The organism is Aeromonas sp. s1(2024), from assembly GCF_040908005.1.
GTDB classification, from domain to species: Bacteria; Pseudomonadota; Gammaproteobacteria; order Enterobacterales; family Aeromonadaceae; genus Aeromonas; species Aeromonas caviae.
In genome coordinates, this window is the sequence record NZ_JBFOCW010000069.1 from 29,253 (window position 1) to 49,371 (window position 20,119).

Annotated in this window: 16 protein-coding genes; 6 read left to right on the plus strand and 10 right to left on the minus strand. The window is 62.7% G+C overall.

Annotated elements, in window-relative coordinates; translation table 11 throughout:
• Positions 1-32 precede the first annotated feature (32 nt).
• The 6 genes from AB5Y70_RS16885 to dapB form a co-directional block, all read right to left on the minus strand.
• Positions 33-1,196, minus strand: a complete 1,164-nt coding sequence (locus tag AB5Y70_RS16885) for a DUF1615 domain-containing protein (protein ID WP_010675185.1) — start codon at positions 1,194-1,196, stop codon at positions 33-35.
• Between the two features lie 145 nt (positions 1,197-1,341).
• Positions 1,342-2,247 (minus strand): GGDEF domain-containing protein, encoded by a 906-nt coding sequence (locus AB5Y70_RS16890; protein ID WP_010675186.1) that lies wholly within the window; start codon positions 2,245-2,247, stop codon positions 1,342-1,344.
• A gap of 244 nt (positions 2,248-2,491) precedes the next feature.
• Complete coding sequence (gene leuA, locus AB5Y70_RS16895; RefSeq protein ID WP_010675187.1) at positions 2,492-4,150, minus strand: 2-isopropylmalate synthase; 1,659 nt, start codon at positions 4,148-4,150, stop codon at positions 2,492-2,494.
• Between the two features lie 503 nt (positions 4,151-4,653).
• Positions 4,654-7,878 carry a carbamoyl-phosphate synthase large subunit gene (gene carB / locus AB5Y70_RS16900; RefSeq protein WP_010675188.1) on the minus strand — a complete coding sequence of 1,075 codons (3,225 nt, stop codon included), beginning with the start codon at positions 7,876-7,878 and terminating at the stop codon, positions 4,654-4,656.
• Between the two features lie 16 nt (positions 7,879-7,894).
• Entirely contained in the window at positions 7,895-9,031 is a 1,137-nt protein-coding gene (carA, locus tag AB5Y70_RS16905) for a glutamine-hydrolyzing carbamoyl-phosphate synthase small subunit (RefSeq protein ID WP_010675189.1), read from the minus strand.
• A 660-nt stretch (positions 9,032-9,691) separates the two neighbouring features.
• Positions 9,692-10,504, minus strand: coding sequence for a 4-hydroxy-tetrahydrodipicolinate reductase (dapB, locus tag AB5Y70_RS16910; protein WP_010675190.1), 813 nt, complete (start codon positions 10,502-10,504; stop codon positions 9,692-9,694).
• Between the two features lie 316 nt (positions 10,505-10,820).
• Here dapB and AB5Y70_RS16915 point away from each other — a divergent pair, with 316 nt between their 5' ends.
• From AB5Y70_RS16915 to serA, 4 genes are all read left to right on the plus strand, one after another.
• A complete protein-coding gene (locus AB5Y70_RS16915; protein WP_010675191.1) occupies positions 10,821-12,167 on the plus strand; it encodes a Na+/H+ antiporter NhaC family protein in 1,347 nt (448 codons plus the stop codon).
• A 104-nt stretch (positions 12,168-12,271) separates the two neighbouring features.
• Positions 12,272-12,868 carry a 5-formyltetrahydrofolate cyclo-ligase gene (locus AB5Y70_RS16920; protein WP_010675192.1) on the plus strand — a complete coding sequence of 199 codons (597 nt, stop codon included), beginning with the start codon at positions 12,272-12,274 and terminating at the stop codon, positions 12,866-12,868.
• Positions 12,869-13,011: 143 nt separating this feature from the next.
• Positions 13,012-13,665, plus strand: coding sequence for a ribose-5-phosphate isomerase RpiA (gene rpiA, locus AB5Y70_RS16925; RefSeq protein WP_010675193.1), 654 nt, complete (start codon positions 13,012-13,014; stop codon positions 13,663-13,665).
• Between the two features lie 265 nt (positions 13,666-13,930).
• Positions 13,931-15,163, plus strand: coding sequence for a phosphoglycerate dehydrogenase (gene serA / locus AB5Y70_RS16930; protein ID WP_010675194.1), 1,233 nt, complete (start codon positions 13,931-13,933; stop codon positions 15,161-15,163).
• Between the two features lie 78 nt (positions 15,164-15,241).
• Here serA and AB5Y70_RS16935 read toward each other — a convergent pair whose 3' ends face one another.
• A complete protein-coding gene (locus AB5Y70_RS16935) occupies positions 15,242-15,622 on the minus strand; it encodes a diacylglycerol kinase (RefSeq protein WP_010675195.1) in 381 nt (126 codons plus the stop codon).
• Between the two features lie 141 nt (positions 15,623-15,763).
• Here AB5Y70_RS16935 and AB5Y70_RS16940 point away from each other — a divergent pair, with 141 nt between their 5' ends.
• Positions 15,764-16,828, plus strand: a complete 1,065-nt coding sequence (locus AB5Y70_RS16940) for a 3-deoxy-7-phosphoheptulonate synthase (protein WP_010675196.1) — start codon at positions 15,764-15,766, stop codon at positions 16,826-16,828.
• 211 nt (positions 16,829-17,039) lie between these two features.
• Here AB5Y70_RS16940 and AB5Y70_RS16945 read toward each other — a convergent pair whose 3' ends face one another.
• From AB5Y70_RS16945 to AB5Y70_RS16955, 3 genes are all read right to left on the minus strand, one after another.
• Positions 17,040-17,813: an ATP-binding cassette domain-containing protein gene (locus tag AB5Y70_RS16945; protein ID WP_010675197.1), complete on the minus strand. Its 774-nt coding sequence runs from the start codon at positions 17,811-17,813 to the stop codon at positions 17,040-17,042.
• Positions 17,800-18,807 carry a vitamin B12 ABC transporter permease BtuC gene (btuC, locus tag AB5Y70_RS16950; RefSeq protein WP_010675198.1) on the minus strand — a complete coding sequence of 336 codons (1,008 nt, stop codon included), beginning with the start codon at positions 18,805-18,807 and terminating at the stop codon, positions 17,800-17,802. The genes AB5Y70_RS16945 and btuC overlap by 14 nt, the downstream gene beginning before the upstream one ends.
• A gap of 75 nt (positions 18,808-18,882) precedes the next feature.
• Positions 18,883-19,614: an ABC transporter substrate-binding protein gene (locus AB5Y70_RS16955; protein WP_010675199.1), complete on the minus strand. Its 732-nt coding sequence runs from the start codon at positions 19,612-19,614 to the stop codon at positions 18,883-18,885.
• Between the two features lie 112 nt (positions 19,615-19,726).
• Between AB5Y70_RS16955 and AB5Y70_RS16960 the strand changes: the two genes are divergently transcribed.
• Complete coding sequence (locus AB5Y70_RS16960; protein ID WP_010675200.1) at positions 19,727-20,083, plus strand: DMT family protein; 357 nt, start codon at positions 19,727-19,729, stop codon at positions 20,081-20,083.
• The last annotated feature ends 36 nt before the right edge of the window (positions 20,084-20,119 follow it).

The following is a 20,119-nucleotide window of genomic DNA, read 5'->3' on the forward strand; positions in this document are numbered from 1 at the left end:
GGCCCATTGGCCGCCCTGGTTGTCTCTGGCTGTCAGCGAATGCTCGCCATCTTCCTGACGCAGGCCTGCTCCCTGTCATCCACCCGCTTGGCAAACCAGGCGGTGGTGAGGTTGCGGGTGATCTTGGGGCTCTTTAGCTGGATGCCGGGCAGGATGGCGCGGGGTTGCCGTGTCCCGGCCTGTTTGTCGGCCAGGGCGAAGACCCTGTGGTAGAGATCGCTTTTGGCAAAGTCGCTGGTGTCCCCGAGCTTCAGGCTCTGGTGAATGGCCTGCTTGCTCATGTTGACGCGGCTGGCGATGCTGTGGACCGCGAGTTCGGTCTTGCCGGGCAAATCCGAGTCGTAACGGATGAGATCCCCGTCCAGGGCCAGGGGCTTGCCACTCACCCGGCTTACCGCCGCCTGGAAGGCCGCATTGCGGCTCGCGTACCAGCCCGCATTGAAGTCGGCAAAGCGATAGAGGGTATCCGGGTAGTCGGCGGGATAGCCGAAGATGTGTTTGGTGCCAAACCAGATGCCTCCCCGACGAGTGAACACCTCGTGGCGAATGGACTCCTTCACGGGATAGGGGTAGCCACGGGCGTTGGCTTCGGCAAAGGCGACGCTCACCTGCATGGGGCCACCGGTGCGCACCGGGTTGAGGTTGCCAAAGAGCTGCTTGCCCATGGGGACGCTGCCTATCATGTCTTCGAAGATCTCGCTCATCTCCCGCTCGGTGCGAAGTTTGTCGATGCGCTCGGCATAGCTCTTGCCGGTGGGGGATTGGATGGAGAGGGCTGTGCGCACCATGAACTCGGGGATGAGCAGCTTGCCGGCCCGGGCATTGATCTCCTTCCAGGCAATCTTGTTGAGGTTGGGCACCACGGGGTCCGCCTGATAGGTCGCCTCCTGCTCCGCCACCGCCAGCACGCTGCAGACGTTGTGATCGCTCACCGTCAGCCCCTGGGTGGTGAGCGCCGTCACCACGTCATTGGCCCAGCCCGGCTTGTCCACCACGCTGCGCGGCAAGAAGCGCACGATACGGCTCTTCATGTCGGCCGGTTTTTGCGGCTGCATCGCCTTGGGAATGGGGCGCCCCGCCGGCGTCGCCGGGCTGGTCGGGGCGGGAGGCTCGCTGGCACAACCCGACAGCAGGGCAAGGGAAAGCAGTGACAGCCAGCGCCAATGGGCATCAAACAAGGAGTGAGAGGGGATCATGAAGGCTTCCTGAAGAGCGGGACCTGCCCCTCATCGCGAATGAGAGGGCTCGAATGCATGGAGGCGGACATTGTAGGGAACAAGTCTGACAAGATGAAGGCGGATGAACCTGCTGGCCCGCTGGCTGCGGCATTCCCTGGCGCCATCACGCCAGCTCCACCCGGTTTCGTCCCAGATGCTTGGCCTGATAGAGGGCGAGATCGGTGCGCTGGAGCAGGGCATCCACCCCCTCCCCGCTCTGGCTGATACCCAGGGCAAGGCTCACGGTGAATCTTACCCCGTCACCTGAGACCAGCTCTTCGGTCGCGCACCTTATCTGCTCCGCCAGCGCACGGGCCTTGTCGCCCGTCATGCCGGGCAGCCAGATGGCAAACTCCTCTCCCCCAAGGCGTGCCACCACCCCATCCAATGGGCAGAGCTGGCGCAGCAGGGTGCTGAATTCACGCAGTACATTGTCGCCAATCGCGTGGCCATAGCGATCGTTGATCAGCTTGAAGTGATCGAGATCCAGCAGCAGGAGCGGCGTCCCCTCCTCTCCGTGCGCCTCCAGCACGGCGCGAAACGCCCGGCGATTGGAGAGCCCGGTCAGCTCGTCTGACATGGCGAGGGAGGAGAGCCGCATCTGGGTGCCATACATCTGCTGCACCATCAGCAGCACACCCCAGGCCGAGGCCAGCATGCCGATCGTGCGCAGGCTATCTTCCACCGTGGAGAGCCACCAGGGCTGGAAATAGGCCTCATCCATCAGATCGATGACGCCGGAGACGAGCCAGAGGGTCAGCCCGCCGGTGAGGGAGAGATAGGTTCTCAAGGTGATCTGGGCACACTGCACCACCCAGAACATGAACAGCAGGGTCAGCACGTTGAGCGCTTCGGCCAGAGCCCCGACGGTATAGAGGTTGTGCTCTGCCAGGGGATCAAAGCTGACCCCGGCCAGGATCCCCGTCAGCAGCAGCAGACAGGGCAGGCTCACCAGCGCGAGACGACGGCAGGGAGGAAGCGAGAAGAACCGGGCGGGGTGAACGGATAACCTGAGGGGAGTCTTCATCATGTTTTGGGCTCCAAGCGCGCATGTCTTCTATCCCGAATGGCAGCCGTTGGCTGCCATCGCCAGCGAACCCCGACGGCATTCCTGGTGGCAAATCACTGATATTGTGGGCCGATTTTTCCATAAAAAACAATCCCCTCACCATATGGGTCAGGGGATTGTTGCAACGGGGACGGCGCGATCTGCCGTGACATCGGGGCGGGCGGCCCTTCCCTGCTCGCCCTCACGGCAAGCGGGCCGTGCAGCCTCAGGCGCTCTGGCGCAGGGCCTGATGCTGGGCGGCGCCGTTGATCACCGCCTGCAGGGAGGCGTTGACCACGTCGCGACCGACGGCGACGCCACACATCCGGGTGCCCTCGACGCTCAGCAGCACATAAGCGGCGGCGCGGGATTCGGTGCCGGCGGTGAGCGCATGCTCGGAGTAATCCAGCACATCGATGTGCATGCCGGTCTGACGCTGCCAGCCGTTGACCAGGGCCGTGATGGCACCCTCCCCTTCACCGCACAATTGCAGGGTGCCGTGGGGGGTCTGCAACTCCAGGCGCAGGCTCTCCTGACTGTCATGACCGAGCTGGAAGCGCCCGATGCGATAGCCGTGGGCCGGCTCAAGATAGTGCTGCTCGAACAGGGTGCGGATCTGCTCCGGGCTGATTTCGCTGCTGCTCGCCTCAGCCTCGGCCTGCACCCGGCGGCTGAAGTCGATTTGCAGCCAGCGCGGCAGTTGCAGACCGAGGTCACGCTCCAGCAGATAGGTCACCCCTCCCTTGCCGGACTGGCTGTTGATGCGGATCACCGCCTCGTAGCTGCGACCAAGATCGGCAGGGTCGATGGGCAGGTAAGCCACGTCCCAGTAGTGATCCGGTTTTTCTGCCGCGAGAGACTTGCGGATGGCGTCCTGGTGGCTGCCGGAAAACGCCGTGTAGACCAGCTCGCCGGCATAGGGGTGGCGCGGGTGCAGGGCAATCTGGGTGCAGGCCCCCACGGTGGCGACGATGGCATCCATGTCAGACAGGTCCAGCTCGGGGTCAATCCCCTGGCTGTAGAGGTTCATGGCCATGGTGACGATGTCCATGTTGCCGGTGCGCTCCCCGTTGCCGAGCAGGGTGCCCTCGATGCGATCCGCCCCCGCCAGCACCGCCAGCTCGGCGGCGGCCACCCCGCAGCCTCTGTCGTTGTGGGTGTGGATGGAGATGCTCACCTCGGATCGCGCCTTGAGGTGTCGGCAGAACCACTCCACCTGATCCGCAAACACGTTGGGGGTGCTCACCTCCACCGTGGCGGGGAGGTTCAGGATCATGGGACGGGCAGCGGCACGCCACTCGTCGATGACGGCGTCACACACCTCGACGGCGAACTCCACCTCGGTACTGCTGAAACTCTCCGGGGAATACTGGAAACTCCACTCGGTGTCCGGATTGCGGGCCGCATACTCCCGCACCCAGCGCGCCCCCTGCACGGCGATGGCCTTGACCCCGTCCTTGCCTGAGTTGAACACATAGTTGCGCTGGGTCGGGTTGACCGAGTTGTAGACGTGGACGATGGCCCGCTTCGCCCCCTTGAGGGCCTCGAAAGTGCGGGCGATCAGATCTTCGCGCGCCTGCACCAGCACCTGGATGGTGACATCATCGGGGATGAGGTTGCGCTCGATGAGCTCGCGCACAAAGTCGAAGTCTGGCTGGGAGGCCGCCGGGAAGCCCACCTCGATGTGCTTGAAACCGATGTGGGTCATCAGCGCCCACATTTGCAGCTTCTGGGCCACCGTCATGGGCTCGACCAGCGCCTGGTTGCCATCGCGCAGGTCCACGGCGCACCAGAGCGGTGCCCGCTCCAGTACCCGGTTGGGCCACTGGCGATCCGCCAGGTTGATCACGGGGGCACGGCGGTATTTGCGATGATCGAAGCTCATATTCAGATTCCCTTGACGGATGGGCGAGGCGCCGGACGACCGGGCCGACAGGCGGGTGGGGCAAGGAGGGGAAGCGGGTTGGTGCGGTAACACCGTCCCTGACGAGTCGCGCGGCGGTAACCCCGCGACCGGTTTTCCTGCGGCCCCCGTCGGTCACCGGGGCCGGCCACGGCAGCCGGATCGGGCTGCGGGCGCTGATCCTCTCGCACGCCACCTTTTGGTGTGTCGGCGCAGACGACCTTGTTTGTATGAGCACCCAGTATAGGGAGGTTGTGGGGGCGAGAGATTGCGAAGATTGCACCCCATCATGCCAATTCAGCAATATTGATGCAGTGAAAGTTCATTCATGGGGTGAGTATCACCACCCATGATGCATTATCCGCCATCTCACCCATCTTCCTTGAAGGCGTTTCCCCGGAAGTGGCAGGGCGCAGGCAATAAAAAACCCCGCCATTGCTGGCGGGGTTTGCGTGCATCGAGCGGGCAGCGTGCTGCCGGAGCTCTTAGCGGTTGTTCACCTTCTCGTGCAGCTCCTGCACCGAATTCACATTGGCGGTGGCATCGACACTGATGGCCATGCAGGTGGCGAAGGCCGCGTGCAGCGTGGTGGTGTAGGCCACCTTGTGCTGCAGGGCGCCACGGCGCAGCTGCTTGGAGTCCTCGATGGCCTGACGACCCTCGGCGGTGTTGACGATGTAGGTGTACTCGCCATTCTTGATGCGATCCAGAATGTGCGGACGCCCCTCGTGCACCTTGTTGACCAGACGCGGGTTGATGCTCGCCTCGCCCAAGGTCACGGCGGTGCCGTGGGTGGCGTCGAGGTCATAGCCCAGTTCCAGCAGCTTGGCGGCCAGGTTCACCACCCGCTCCTTGTCGCCGTGACGCACGGACAAGAGGGCGCGACCTTCGCTCGGTACCTGGTGACCGGCACCCAGCTGCGCCTTGGCATAGGCCTCGGCGAAGCTGCTGCCCACTCCCATGACTTCACCGGTGGAGCGCATTTCCGGCCCCAGCAGCGGGTCCACACCCGGGAACTTGGCGAACGGCAGTACCACTTCCTTCACCGAGTAGTAGGGCGGGATGATCTCGGTGGTGAAGCCCTGTTCTTTCAGGCTCTGACCGGCCATGACGCGGGCGGCGATCTTCGCCAGCGGGGCACCGGTGGCCTTGGAGACAAACGGCACGGTACGGGCGGCACGGGGGTTCACCTCGATGAGGTAAATCTCGTTGTCTTTCACCGCGAACTGCACGTTCATCAGACCGACCACGCCGAGTTCCAGCGCCAGCTTGCGTACCTGCTCGCGCATCTCGTCCTGGATGGCCTTGGACAGGGTGTAGGGCGGCAGGGAGCAGGCGGAGTCACCGGAGTGGATACCGGCCTGTTCGATGTGCTCCATGATGCCGCCGATGACCACGTCAACACCGTCGCAGATGGCGTCCACGTCCACCTCGGTGGCGTCGTCCAGGAAGCGGTCCAGCAGCACCGGAGACTCGTTGGAGACGCTCACTGCCTCGGCGAAGTAGCGGCGCAGGTCCTGCTCGTCATAGACGATTTCCATGGCGCGGCCACCCAGCACGTAGGAGGGACGAACCACCAGCGGGTAGGTGATGCGCGTGGCCAGTTGCACGGCCTGCTCCAGGGCGGTGACGGTGCCGTTTTCCGGCTGCTTGAGCCCCAGGCGCTCGACGGCGGACTGGAAGCGCTCGCGATCTTCCGCGCGGTCGATGGCATCCGGGCTGGTCCCGATGACCGGCACGCCGTTGGCTTCCAATGCCCGCGCCAGTTTCAGCGGAGTCTGGCCGCCGTACTGGACGATGACGCCCTTGGGCTGCTCGACCCGCACGATTTCCAGCACGTCTTCCAGGGTGACTGGCTCGAAGTAGAGACGGTCGGAAGTGTCGTAGTCGGTGGAGACGGTTTCCGGGTTGCAGTTGACCATGATGGTCTCGTAACCGTCTTCGCGCAGGGCCAGCGCCGCGTGTACGCAGCAGTAGTCGAACTCGATGCCCTGACCGATACGGTTCGGGCCGCCACCGATGACCATGATCTTGTCGCGGTTGGTGGGGTTGGCCTCGCACTCCTCGTCATAGCTGGAGTACATGTAGGCGGTGTTGGTGGCGAACTCGGCCGCGCAGGTATCGACCCGCTTGTAGACCGGGAAGATGTTGTGGCGGGCACGCAATTTACGCACTTCACCTTCGGCCACGCCGAGGATCTTGGCCAGACGGGCGTCGGCAAAGCCTTTGCGCTTGAGGGCGCGCAGGAAGTCGGCGTCAAGACCGGCCATGCCGCGCTCTTTCACCTGCTCTTCGAGCTTGACCAGCTCTTCAATCTGCACCAGGAACCAGGGGTCAATCTTGGTCAGCTTGAACACGCCGTCCATGGAGAGGCCGGCGCGGAAGGCGTCGGCGATGTAGAAGATGCGCTCGGCACCGGCATCCTGCAGCTCGTGACGGATGCGGGTCAGGGAGTCGGGGGCGTTCAGGTCAACCATGGGGTCGAAGCCGGTCTTGCCGGTCTCGAGACCACGCAGGGCCTTGTGCAGGGACTCCTGGAAGTTGCGGCCGATGGCCATCACTTCACCCACGGACTTCATCTGGGTGGTCAGACGGTCGTTGGCGCCGGCAAACTTCTCGAAGTTGAAGCGCGGTACCTTGGTGACCACGTAGTCGATGGCCGGCTCGAAGGAGGCCGGAGTGCGACCACCGGTGATGTCGTTCATCAGCTCGTCCAGGGTGTAACCGATGGCGAGCTTGGCGGCGATCTTGGCGATGGGGAAGCCGGTCGCCTTGGAGGCCAGCGCAGAGGAGCGCGACACCCGCGGGTTCATCTCGATGATGACCATGCGGCCGTCTTTGGGGTTGATGCCGAACTGGACGTTGGAACCGCCGGTCTCGACGCCGATCTCGCGCAGCACCGCCATGGAGGCGTTGCGCATGATCTGGTACTCCTTGTCGGTCAGCGTCTGGGCTGGCGCGACCGTGATGGAGTCACCGGTGTGGATGCCCATGGGGTCGAAGTTCTCGATGGCGCAGACGATGATGCAGTTGTCGTTGCGATCCCGCACCACTTCCATCTCGTACTCTTTCCAGCCGATGAGCGACTCGTCGATGAGCAGCTCCTTGGTCGGGGAGAGATCCAGACCGCGCTCGCAGATCTCCACGAACTCTTCGGTGTTGTAGGCGATGCCGCCGCCCGAGCCACCCATGGTAAAGGAAGGACGGATGATGCAGGGGAAGCCGACCATCTGCTGCACGCCCCAGGCCTCTTCCATGTTGTGGGCGATGCCGGCGCGCGGGCACTCCAGGCCAATGCTGCGCATCGCCTTGTCAAAGCGGGAGCGATCCTCGGCCTTGTCGATGGCGTCGGCGGTGGCGCCGATCATCTCGACACCGAACTCCTTGAGCACGCCATGCTGCTCCAGCGCCAGGGCGCAGTTCAGCGCAGTCTGACCACCCATGGTGGGCAGGATGGCGTCCGGGCGCTCTTTCTTGATGATCTCGCGCACCACTTCCCAGGTGATGGGCTCGATGTAGGTGGCGTCGGCCATCTCCGGGTCGGTCATGATGGTGGCCGGGTTGGAGTTCACCAGGATGACGCGGTAGCCCTCTTCTTTCAGGGCCTTGCACGCCTGGGCGCCGGAGTAGTCGAATTCGCAGGCCTGGCCGATGACGATGGGGCCGGCGCCGAGGATCAGGATGCTCTGTAGGTCGTTACGTTTTGGCATGGCTCTCTTTATCCTCTTAGGCGCGATACTGCTTAATCAATTCAATAAAGTGGTCGAACAGACCGGCACAATCGTGCGGGCCCGGGCTCGCTTCGGGGTGACCCTGGAAGCTGAAGGCCGGACGGTCGGTGCGATGGATGCCCTGGAGCGACCCATCGAACAGGGAGACGTGGGTGGCACGCAGGCACTCGGGCAGGGTCTGCTCGTCCACCGCAAAGCCGTGGTTCTGGGCGGTGATCATCACGGTGTTGTCGTCCAGACTCTTCACCGGGTGATTGGCACCGTGGTGGCCGAACTTCATCTTGATGGTCTTGGCGCCGGAGGCCAGGCCCAGCAACTGGTGGCCCAGGCAGATACCGAACACAGGGGTGCTGGTATCAAGGAAAGCCTTGATAGCTTCGATGGCGTAGTCGCACGGCTCGGGGTCGCCGGGGCCGTTGGAGAGGAAGATGCCATCCGGGTTCATCGCCAGTACCTCGGCGGCCGGGGTCTTGGCCGGCACCACGGTCAGGCGGCAGCCACGGTCCACCAGCATGCGCAGGATGTTGCGCTTCACGCCGAAGTCGTAGGCCACCACGTGGTATTTCAGCTCATCGGCCGCCGGGGTGACGTGACCCTTGCCGAGCTGCCAGCTGCCTTCAGTCCAGCTGTAGGATTCGCTCACGGTCACTTCCTTGGCCAGGTCCATCCCCTTCAAACCGGGGAAGGCGCGGGCCTGTTCGAGGGCATGGGCTTCATCGAGCTGCTTGCCGGCCAGGATGCAACCGGCCTGGGCGCCTTTTTCACGCAGGATGCGGGTCAGCTTGCGGGTGTCGATGTCGGCGATGCCAACGATGTTGTGGGACTTGAGGTAATCGGAGAGGGATTGCTGATTGCGGAAGTTGGAGGCCAGTATCGGAAGGTCCCGGATGATGAGGCCCTGAGCATGGACCTGACTGGACTCTTCATCTTCGCTGTTGGTGCCGGTGTTGCCTATATGGGGGTAAGTGAGGGTAACGATCTGACGGGAATAGGAGGGATCTGTGAGGATTTCCTGATAACCCGTCATCGACGTGTTGAAAACCACTTCACCAACGGAACATCCCTCGGCGCCTATCGACACGCCTTTGAACACAGTTCCATCTTCCAGCACTAGCAATGCAGTGTGATTCAAGACAACCTCCAGTTATTTAGCTTTAAATTCAGCAATTTACCTGGGTGTTGCGGGCTCGGTTCCGGTCTTTGACAGGACTCGAACCCGGCAGATTTCTGGCAAATTGGGCGCATTCTACTTAAAAACGATCTCATTTCAACGTCTTTTCTCGTTTGAAATGCATCTAAATTCAATAAACAAGCAACATTACCCATTATCTATGCACTCACTCGCTTTGCAACCCCCTCTTCAAAAAGAAAAGCCAAACACAGACCACAAAGCGGCGCCCGATGCCACGCAACGTACAAAAAACCAAATTTACCACTTAATAAACAGCAAGATAGAAAATTAAAAAATAAACAACACAACAGCAAAAACACCATTTGAAGCCAGAAAAGTGAACGCCAAGAATAGAAAACGTTTTTCTTGGATTGCATTTTTAGTCTATTTCACATCAAGGCGAAATGCCCCCCCGCAGGGGAATATTGAGACCCAAACCCGTTACCCCTTGATGACATTTTTGTCGTAAGAGGGTGGCAGGCTTGTAAGAATGGCAGGATTTAGCGAGGTTCACTCAAAAAGTGATGATTAAGGCTCATTTCTACAAAAAAGTGACAAAAAACCCCGGCGGACCGGGGTTTGGCAACCAGTACGGGAGTCTGCACTCCCCCTGAAGACGGTTTATTTCAGACCGAGCACATCCTGCATGTCATAGAGACCGGCCCCTTGCTGGCCGAGCCACTTGCCCGCCCGCACTGCACCGTTGGCGAAGGTCAGACGGCTGGAAGCCTTGTGGCTGATCTCGACCCGCTCGCCGATGTCGGCGAACATGACGGTGTGCTCCCCCACCAGATCTCCGGCGCGGATGGTGGCAAAGCCGATGGTGTTGCGATCCCGTTCACCGGTGATCCCCTCACGGCCATAGACGGCGCACTCTTTGAGATCCCGGCCCAGGGTTTTCGCCACCACTTCTCCCATGGAGAGCGCAGTGCCGGACGGAGCATCCACCTTGTGTCTGTGGTGCCCCTCGATGATCTCGATGTCGGTGTACTCCCCCATCACCCTGGCCGCCTGCTCCAGCAGCTTGAACACCAGGTTGACCCCGACCGAGTAGTTGGAGGCGAAGACGATGCCGATCTGCTTGCCCGCCTCGTGCAGGGCCGCCTTGCCCGCCTCGTCAAAGCCGGTGGTGCCGATCACCATCTGCTTGCCATGCGCCAGTGCAAAGGCGAGGTTCGCCAGGGTCACCTCGGGGCGGGTGAAGTCGATGATGAGATCGAATTCGTCCTTCACCTTCTCCAGACTGTCGCTGATGATGACGCCAAGGCGCCCCAGGCCGTTGAGTTCACCCGCATCCAGACCGATCACGGCAGAGCCCGGTCGTTCCAGCGCCGCTCCCACCACCACGCCCTCGGCGTTGGCGATAGCCTCCAGCAGCACCTTGCCCATACGACCATTACAGCCCATCACGGCCACACGGATCGGATTGTCCATCTCCACCCTCTCATCTCTTTATTATGGAAAGAGACCGTTTTACCAGCCCGCGCCCCCTTTGAAAAGCCCGATCTGGCCCGCCAAACCACCCCGACATTTAAACGATAAATTCATTAAAAACAGAATAAATAACGGAATAACCAGACAAGTCAGAATCACGAAGCAAAAAGCCCTATCCATCTGGACGGCTATCTTGACCCGGGCGGGCCGACTCACTACTGTTGGCCCCCCATGGTGGCAGGATGCCCGCCCTGTGCCCGCCCTGGAGGCGCCACAGGCAACGACAGGAGGTCATTGTTCAAGTTTCGAGGAACACATGATCCAGACCCAACCCCGTGCCAGAGCCCTGCTGCCCCTTCTGGTCTTTCTTGCCCTCTTCATCGGTACCGGTACCTGGCTGACCCTGCAGGGGGTCGAGTTCGCCTTCTACCAGCTCCCCGCCCCCGTTGCCGCCCTGCCCGCCGTCATGCTGGCCCTGCTGATGGGACGCGAGGGGTTCAACAAGAACCTCGAGACCTTCTTCAAGGGGGTGGGCGAGAGCAACATCATGGCCATGTGCCTCATCTATTTGCTGGCGGGCGCCTTCGCCACCGTGGCCAAGGCCACCGGCGGGGTGGATGCCACGGTCGCCCTCGGCCTCTCCCTCATTCCGGGCTGGTGCCTGCTGCCGGGGCTCTTCCTCATCTCTGCCTTCATTGCCACCGCCATGGGTACCTCCATGGGCACCATCGGCGCCGTGGCACCGGTGGCGCTGGGCGTCGCCCAGGCCGCCGGCATCGATCCGATGCTGATGGCGGGGACCATCCTCTCCGGCGCCATGTTCGGGGACAACCTCTCCATCATCTCAGACACCACCATCGCCGCCACCCGCAGCCAGGGCTGCGAGATGAAGGACAAGTTTCGCGAGAACATCAAGATTGCCGCCCCCGCCGCCGTGCTGGTGATCCTGCTCTATCTGGTGCTGGGCTCCACCGGTGAAGCGCCGGCCCCCACCGCCGGGGCGGACTTGCTCAAGGTCGCCCCCTATCTGCTGATCCTGGTGCTTGCCCTCTCTGGCATGAACGTCTTCATGGTACTGGGGCTCGGCATCCTGGCGGCCGGTGGCGTGGGGCTGCTTGGCAGCTACTCTCTCGGCCAGTTCAGCAAGGACATCTATCAGGGCTTTACCAGCATGCAGGAGATCTTCCTGCTCTCCATGCTCATCGGCGGTCTGGGTGCCCTGATGGAACGCCAAGGGGGGCTCGCATGGATAAGTGAGCGCATCGCCGCCCTGATTGCCCGCTTCACCCGCCACCACGATGGCGAGCAGAACGAAAAGGCGGCCGAGCTCGGCATCGCCGGCGTGGTGAGCCTCACCAACCTGTGCACCGCCAACAACACTGTCGCCATCATAGTCGCGAGCAAGGTGGCCAGGGATCTGGCGGATCATCACGGTGTCACCCCGCGCCGCGCCGCCTCCATGCTGGACATCTTCTCCTGCGTGGTACAGGGGCTGATCCCCTGGGGCGCCCAGGCGCTGCTGCTGGGTTCCATCTTCGCCCTCTCGCCGATCCTGGTCGTGAGCATGAGCTTCTACCCCATGGCGCTGGCACTGGCCGCCATCGTGGCCGTCTTCCTCAAGCACCAGATGGGCGCAGTGGCTCCCGCCCCCCACCGTTCCTGACACCCGACCTCAGGGGCCGCCCGGCTGGCGGCCCCGCCATCGGCTTTTCATCCCGTCGGCCCCTTGCTAAGGTAGCGCCAGCCCACCTTTGCCCAGGAGTCCCCATGCCGGATACCCAACCCGAACGCCAGAACCTGCGCCAGCTCATTCGCCAGCGCAGAAAAAGCCTGAGCCAGGCCGAGCAGCAGGCGGCGGCCCAACAGCTGGTCGAACGCTTCCAGGAACACCCCGGCATCCTCGCGGCCAGGCGCATCGCCCTCTATCTGGCCAACGACGGGGAGCTCGATCCCCTGCCCGCCATCCACTGGCTGTGGGCCCTGCAAAAGGAGGTCTACCTGCCGGTGCTACACCCCTTCACCCCGGGTCACCTGCTCTTCTTGCGCTACACCGCCACCACCCCCATGACCCGCAACCGCTACGGCATCGCCGAGCCCGAGCTCGACGTGCAGCAGGTGCTGCCCCACAGCATGCTGGACATCATCTGCACCCCGCTGGTGGCCTTCGATGAGGCTGGCAACCGCCTCGGCATGGGGGGCGGCTACTACGATCGCACCCTCGCCTGCTGGCACGAGCACCAGCTCGGCCCAAGACCCCTGGGGCTCGCCCACGACTGCCAGCAGGTGGATGCCGTCCCCCGGGAGCAGTGGGACGTGCCGCTCCCCCAGATCATCACCCCCAGCCGCAGCTGGCACTTTGCCTGATCAGGCGGGGGCGCCCCCTTCGGTTCAATAAACAGGCAAACGATTTACATCTTGGGGATTTTTGCGCCGGAACGTGAGCACCATGGTCGCTCTGGGGGGGATGCTTGGATATAATGCGCCCGCTTTTTCCATAAGGATCCATCATGACTCAAGATGAAATGAAGAAGGCGGCCGGTTGGGCTGCGCTCAAATACGTGGTACCCGGCACCATCGTCGGGGTGGGCACCGGCTCTACCGTCAATCACTTCATCGACGCACTGGCGACCATGAAAGACCAGATCAAGGGCGCGGTGTCGAGCTCCATCGCCTCCACCGAACGCCTCAAGGGTCTCGGCATCCCGGTGTTTGACCTCAACGACATCGATGCCCTCTCCGTCTACGTGGATGGTGCCGACGAGATCAACGCCAGCCGCGACATGATCAAGGGGGGCGGCGCCGCCCTGACCCGCGAGAAGATCGTCGCCGCCGTGGCCGACCAGTTCATCTGCATCATCGACAACACCAAGACCGTCGACGTGCTGGGCACCTTCCCCCTGCCGGTGGAAGTGATCCCCATGGCCCGCGAATACGTGGCCCGCGAGATCCGCGCCCTTGGCGGCAACCCGGTGTGGCGTGAAGGGGTGGTGACCGACAACGGCAACATCATCCTGGACGTCAAGGGCATGGTCATCACCGATGCCAAGGCTCTGGAAACCCGCCTCAACAGCATCGTGGGCGTGGTCACCAACGGCCTGTTCGCCCACCGTGGCGCCGACGTTGTGCTGATCGGCACCCCCGAGGGTGTGATCACCAACTAAGGCCCGCTCCCCGGACCTCTCCCTCCGGGCAAGCCCCCGCCCGGGTCAGTCAATCTGACTGCCCCAAATGGACAACGGCGCCTCATGGCGCCGTTTCTGGTTATCCCTCAATGGGTTGTAGCAGCACATCTGCAACAATCGTTGATAACTTCAAAGAATTTGACTTTCGTCACAAATATTCCCTCTCCCAAACGTTTTTGCTACTTTACGGTTTTCTTCACACTGCAAGCCTGAACGCATTTTTCAAAACAATAGAGGGAACGTCATGACAGCCAAGTTTTCGCTGGACAAGGATAAGATCAAGGTACTGCTGCTGGAGGGAGTCCATCCCAACACGGTGGAGACCTTTCGGGCAGCCGGCTACACCAATGTGGAATATCTGAAGACGTCCCTGTCGGAAGAGGAGTTGATCGAGCGCATTCGTGACGTGCATTTCGTGGGCCTGCGTTCACGCACCCAGATCACCGACAAGGTGCTGGATGCCGCCACCAAGCTGGTGGCCATCGGCTGCTTCTGCATCGGCACCAACCAGGTCTCCCTCGACGCCGCCCACGTGCGCGGCATCCCCGTCTTCAACGCCCCCTTCTCCAACACCCGCTCCGTGGCCGAACTGGTACTGGGGGAGATCCTGCTGCTGCTGCGCGGCATTCCCGAGAAGAACGCCAAGTGCCATCGCGGCGTTTGGGAGAAGCTGGCCAACCGCAGCGTCGAAGCCCGCGGCAAGAAGCTCGGCATCATCGGCTACGGCCACATCGGCACCCAGCTTGGCATCATCGCCGAGATGATCGGCATGAAGGTCTATTACTACGACATCGAGAACAAGCTCTCCCTTGGCAACGCCATCCAGGTGCCGAACCTGGTGGAACTGCTCAACATGTCTGACGTCATCAGCCTGCACGTACCGGAAACCGCCTCCACCAAGGATCTCATCGGTGCAGAGCAACTTCGCATGATGAAACCGGGCGCCATCTTCATCAACGCCTCCCGCGGCACCGTGGTGGACATCGACGCCCTGGCCGACGTCATCAAGAGCGGCCACCTCTCCGGCGCCGCCATCGACGTCTTCCCGGTGGAGCCCAAGTCCAACGACGAGGAGTTCCTCACCCCGCTGCGCGGCCTGGACAACGTGATCCTGACCCCCCACATCGGCGGCTCCACCCAGGAAGCCCAGGAGAACATCGGTCTGGAAGTGGCCAACAAGCTGGTCAAATACTCCGACAACGGCTCCACCCTCTCCGCGGTCAACTTCCCGGAAGTCTCCCTGCCCGGCCACAAGGGCTCCAGCCGCCTGCTGCACATTCACCGCAACCAGCCCGGCGTGATGAACCAGATCAACCAGATCTTCGCCGACGAGGGGATCAACATCGCCGGTCAGTACCTGCAGACCAGCAGCGAGATCGGTTACGTGGTCATCGACGTCGAAACCGAGCACAGCGAGAAGGCCTTGGCCCGTCTCAAAGAAATCAATGGCACCATCCGTGCCCGGATCCTGCACTGATAAGCCCTTATCTGCGCAGCAAAAAGCCCGTCGTGATGACGGGCTTTTTTATGTCAGGAGAAAGGTTGCTCTCGTAACCTACCACCAGCCCAGCAGGTTGCGGCCCACCAGGGCGCCCCACACCAGGGCATTGAGGGCCAGAGCGATGAAGACGGCGGCGGAGCCCAGATCCTTGGCGCGGCCCGAGAGTTCGTGATGCTCGGAGCCGATGCGATCCACCACCGCCTCCACGGCGGAGTTGAGCACCTCGATGATCACCACCAGCCAGCTGATGCAGACGAGCAGCAGGATCTCGTTGAGGGAGTCACCTATCCAGAATGCCAGCGGCATCAGCAGCAGGATGAGCAGCAGCTCCTGACGGAAGGCGGCCTCGTTGATCCAGGCCGATTTGAGACCTTTCATGCTGTAACCGGTTGCGTTGATGATGCGGGTGATCCCGGTCGCGCCTGGCTTTGCCACGATAACTACCTCATTTGAAATGGCTTTTGGGTTCACATCCTATCAGAGCCGCCCAAGGTTTCCATCGGGTGACTTTTGCTTTATTTTATTCCCTTGCATTTTGGCATCCCGCCCACCTTATCCACTCGAGAATTGAGTCGTATGTCCATTCACACCGATGAATTGCGCACCCGTCGCCTGGAGGCCCTGATCACCCCCAGCGAGCTGGCGCACGCCTTCCCGTTAACCGACACCATCGCCCAGAACCTGCTGGATGCCCGCCGCCAAGTGGAAGCCATTCTGTCCGGTGAGGATCAGCGCCTGCTAGTCATCGTCGGCCCCTGCTCCATCCACGATCCCGCCGCCGCCCACGAATACGCCCTGCGTCTGAACACCCTGCGTGAAGAGTACAAAGAGAGCCTGTGCATCGTGATGCGCACCTACTTCGAGAAGCCGCGCACCATCGTCGGCTGGAAGGGGCTCATCAATGATCCGCGCCTGGACGGCAGTTTCGACGTCAATGAAGGGCTGAAACTGGCCCGCAAGCTGCTGGTGGACATCAACGAGACCGGCATGCCCACCGCCACCGAGTTCCTCGACATGGTGACCGGCCAGTACATCAGCGATCTCATCACCTGGGGCGCCATCGGGGCGCGCACCACCGAGTCCCAGGTTCACCGGGAGATGGCCTCCGCCCTCTCCTGCCCGGTGGGGTTCAAGAACGGCACCGACGGCAACACCCGCATCGCCATCGATGCGGTGCGCGCCGCCCGTCACAGCCACATCTTCTACTCCCCGGACAAGGACGGCAAGATGACCATCTACCGCACCGCCGGCAACCCCTACGGCCACGTGATCCTGCGCGGCGGCCACAGGCCCAACTACGACACCGCCAGCATCGACGAGGCGTGCGAGGCTCTGGCCCAGGTGGGCCTGCCGGAGCGCCTGGTGGTGGACTTCAGCCACGGCAACAGCATGAAGGATCATCGCCGCCAACTGCTGGTGGCCCAGGATATCTGCGATCAGCTGCGCCGCGGCCGCACCGGCATCGCCGGCATCATGGCCGAGAGCTTCCTGGTGGAAGGGCGTCAGGACGTGGAGAACGGCTGTGCCGCCACCTTCGGCCAGAGCATCACCGATGCCTGTCTGTCGTGGAGTGACACCGAAACCCTGCTGGCCATGCTGGCAGAAGCCGCCCAGGTGCGGCTGGACAAGCAGAAAGCCTGAGCAACCGCTCAACGCTCTCTCTACCAATTCAAAGAGCCAGGCATCACGGATGCCTGGCTCTTTTCATTTCCACAGTGATTCACTCGCCCCCTTGGCTTCACTCAGCCTCTGCAGGTTTTCAATGCTGTATCCGTAGTCGACGGAACGGCTCCCTTCTCCCACTTGTTTCAAAAGAATGGGAGAAGGGCTGGGGATGAGGGGGAAGACCGCCTCAAAGACTCGGCATAAACCAGATGCGGCCGGCCGCCTCGATGCGATCGGTGCGGATCTGGAACACCCGCTCCAGCAGCGCCTCGTCGATGATCCCGACGTCCCCTTCCCCCACCACGCGGCCCTGTTGCAGGCAGAGCACGCGATCCGCCCAATCGATGGCCAGATTGATGTCGTGGATGGCCACCACCACCAGCAATCCCTGCGCGGCCAGTTGCTTGAGCAGCCGCAGCAGCGCCATCTGGTGATGCAGATCCAGCCCCGCCAGGGGTTCATCCAGCAGCAGCACCCGCCCGGTCGGATTGAGGCTTGGCCACAGTTGCAGCAGGGTGCGGGCGATCAGCACCCGCTGCTGCTCCCCCCCGGACAATCGGCTGAAGTCCCGTGCCAGCAGAGGCGCCAGTTCCAGGGCGTCGCACACATCCGCCACCGCCTGCGCCTGGGCATCGGGGCCCCCCTCCTCCAGCCCCAGGCTCAGCACCTGGAACACCGGGATGTGGAACAGCTGGGGCTGGCGCTGGGGCAGCATGGCGCGCCGCGTTGCAAGCTCGGGCCAGCTCAGGGTCGTGATGGCCTCTCCCCCCAGCAAGACGGCGCCATCGGCGGGCAGCAGGCCCGCCAGTGCCCCGAGCAGGGAGGACTTGCCGCTGCCGTTGGGGCCGAGCAGGGCCACCAGCTGACCGCCGGACCAGGTGAGATCCAGGGGAGCGAGGCGATGGGGGATGGCCAGGGCGCGGGCCTCCAGCCGCCAGGGGGCGGGATCAGCGGGACACATCGGCATCTTGCCTCAGCAGCAGATAGATAAAGAGCGGGGCGCCCACCGAGGCGGTGATGACCCCGATGGGCAACTCACCGGCGTGCAGCGCCGAGCGGGCCACCAGATCGGCCCCGAGCAGCAGGGCGCCACCCCCAAGCGCCGAGGCGGGCAGCAGGAAGCGCTGATCGCTGCCACCGCACAGGCGCAGCAGGTGAGGCACCACCAGGCCGACGAAACCGATGACGCCGCACAGGGAGACCGCCACCCCGGTCAGCAGGCAGACCGCCAGCACCAGGCGTACCCGCATGCTGTCCACGTTCAACCCCATAAGGCGGGCCTGGGTCTCCCCCAGCAGCAGTTGTTGCAGTGCCCGCCCCTGCCAGCAGAGCCAGCCGAGGGTGAGGGGCAGCACCAGCCACCACCAGGCAAGCTGCTGGCTGCCGTAGGCGAGGCTGCCCATCATCCAGAACATGAATTCCCGCAAGGAGCCGTCGTCGGCGAAATACATCAGCCAGGTCATGGCCGCATTGGTAAGGATGCCGATGGCGACCCCGAACAGCAGCAGCCGCCCATGGCCGAGCCGTGCCCGGCGTGCGAGACGGATGAGCAGCATGGTCACCACCAGGGCGCCGCCAAAGGCCGCCAGCGACAACCCCCAACCTGGCAGATAGAGCCCGAGCCCCTTGGCCACCGCCATCGCCACCATGGCGGCCAGCCCAGCGCCGCTCGAGACGCCAAGCAGGCCGGGTTCCGCCACCGGGTTGTGCAGCATCACCTGGAGCACGGCACCACCGCAGGCAAGGGAGGCCCCCGCCAGCAGGGCCAGCAGGGCGCGCGGCAGGCGCAGCTCCAGCAGGATGCGCAGCTCCAGATCCCCCAGCGGCTGCCAGGGCAGCAGCACGAACTCCCCGAGGGCGAGGGAGAGCAGGAACAGGGCCAGGGTCAGCAGCGACAGCAGGAGCAGCCAGCGGCGCTGCCAGCGCTGCTGGCGACGGATGAGAGCGAGATACACGGGATCCCCAAGAAGCGAGGCCCGCCGGGGGGCAGGCAGGAAAGCTGCATGATAACAGCGCGTTACCACCCAAGGTCAAGGCTGGTAGGGCTTGGCCAGCGCCGCTATCTCGCCGCTCTCCACCATGGCTTGCAACGCCTGCGCCAGCTTGGGGCCCAGCTCGTGGTGGGGTGAGTGCTTGCTCATCCCGAGGTAGAGCACCACCGGGTTGGGGGGCTGGAAGGGCGCCTTGACGAGGCCGGCGTCGTTGTGCTGGCTCAGGGCGTAATCCACCTGGCAGTCGGTCCCTATCATCAGGGGCAGGTGGCCCCGCTCCACCATGCGCTGCAACTGGTCTTCGGTGGGGACCCCGTGCTTGTCGAGCCCGGCGTCGCCATCGAAGGGGGGGAAGTAGGCGGAGTTGAGCACATAGCCAATCTCGCGGCCCCGCAGATCCTCGTAGCGCCTGAGGCCGGCCACGGCGGCGGGCTTGCCATAGAAGGCAGGCCGGCACTGGTAATAGGACGGCTGCAGGTAGTCGATGAAGGCGGCCCGCTCCTCGGTGTGAGCCAGCCCTATCATCAGATCCACCTGACCGGTCTGCATCTGTTTGAGTGCCCGTCCCCAGGGCACCCGTTTGAGGGTGAGCACAATGCCGCTGCGTGCCTGCAACTGGCGCAGAATGTCGATATCCAGCCCCTGGAAGTCGTCGTTCTCTGCCAGCATGCGAAACGGCGGCCAGACATCGGTGGCCACCGTCAGGGTCGGCGCACCTTGCGCCCAGCAGGCAAACAACAGACAAAGCGCACCCCAGCTTGTCTTGCCCATCCAGCTTTCGCCTTCTTTTGTTACATCCTTGTGAGCTAAAAATACCCTCAAGCACCACTTATGAAAACCCATGGAGTCGAGATAAAATGCATTGATTTAAAAGGAGAACCTAATGAACCCCATCATGACCAGTATCGGCCTGCTCATCTGCAGCAACGTCTTCATGACGTTTGCCTGGTACGCCCATCTCAAGAGCATGAATCACAAACCCTGGATCATCGCCGCCCTGGTGAGCTGGGGGATAGCCCTGTTCGAATACCTGTTGCAGGTGCCCGCCAACCGCATCGGCCACACCGTGCTCTCCGTCGGCCAGCTCAAGATCCTGCAGGAGGTGATCACCCTCACCGTGTTCGTTCCCTTCTCCATCTTCTATCTGAAAGAAGATCTGAAGTGGGACTACCTCTGGGCGGGTCTGTGCATCCTGGGCGCGGTCTTTTTTGTGTTCCGCGAAAAACTGACCGGCGCCTGAGGCTGTACACTCAAGCCATTCATCATCCCCCAGCCC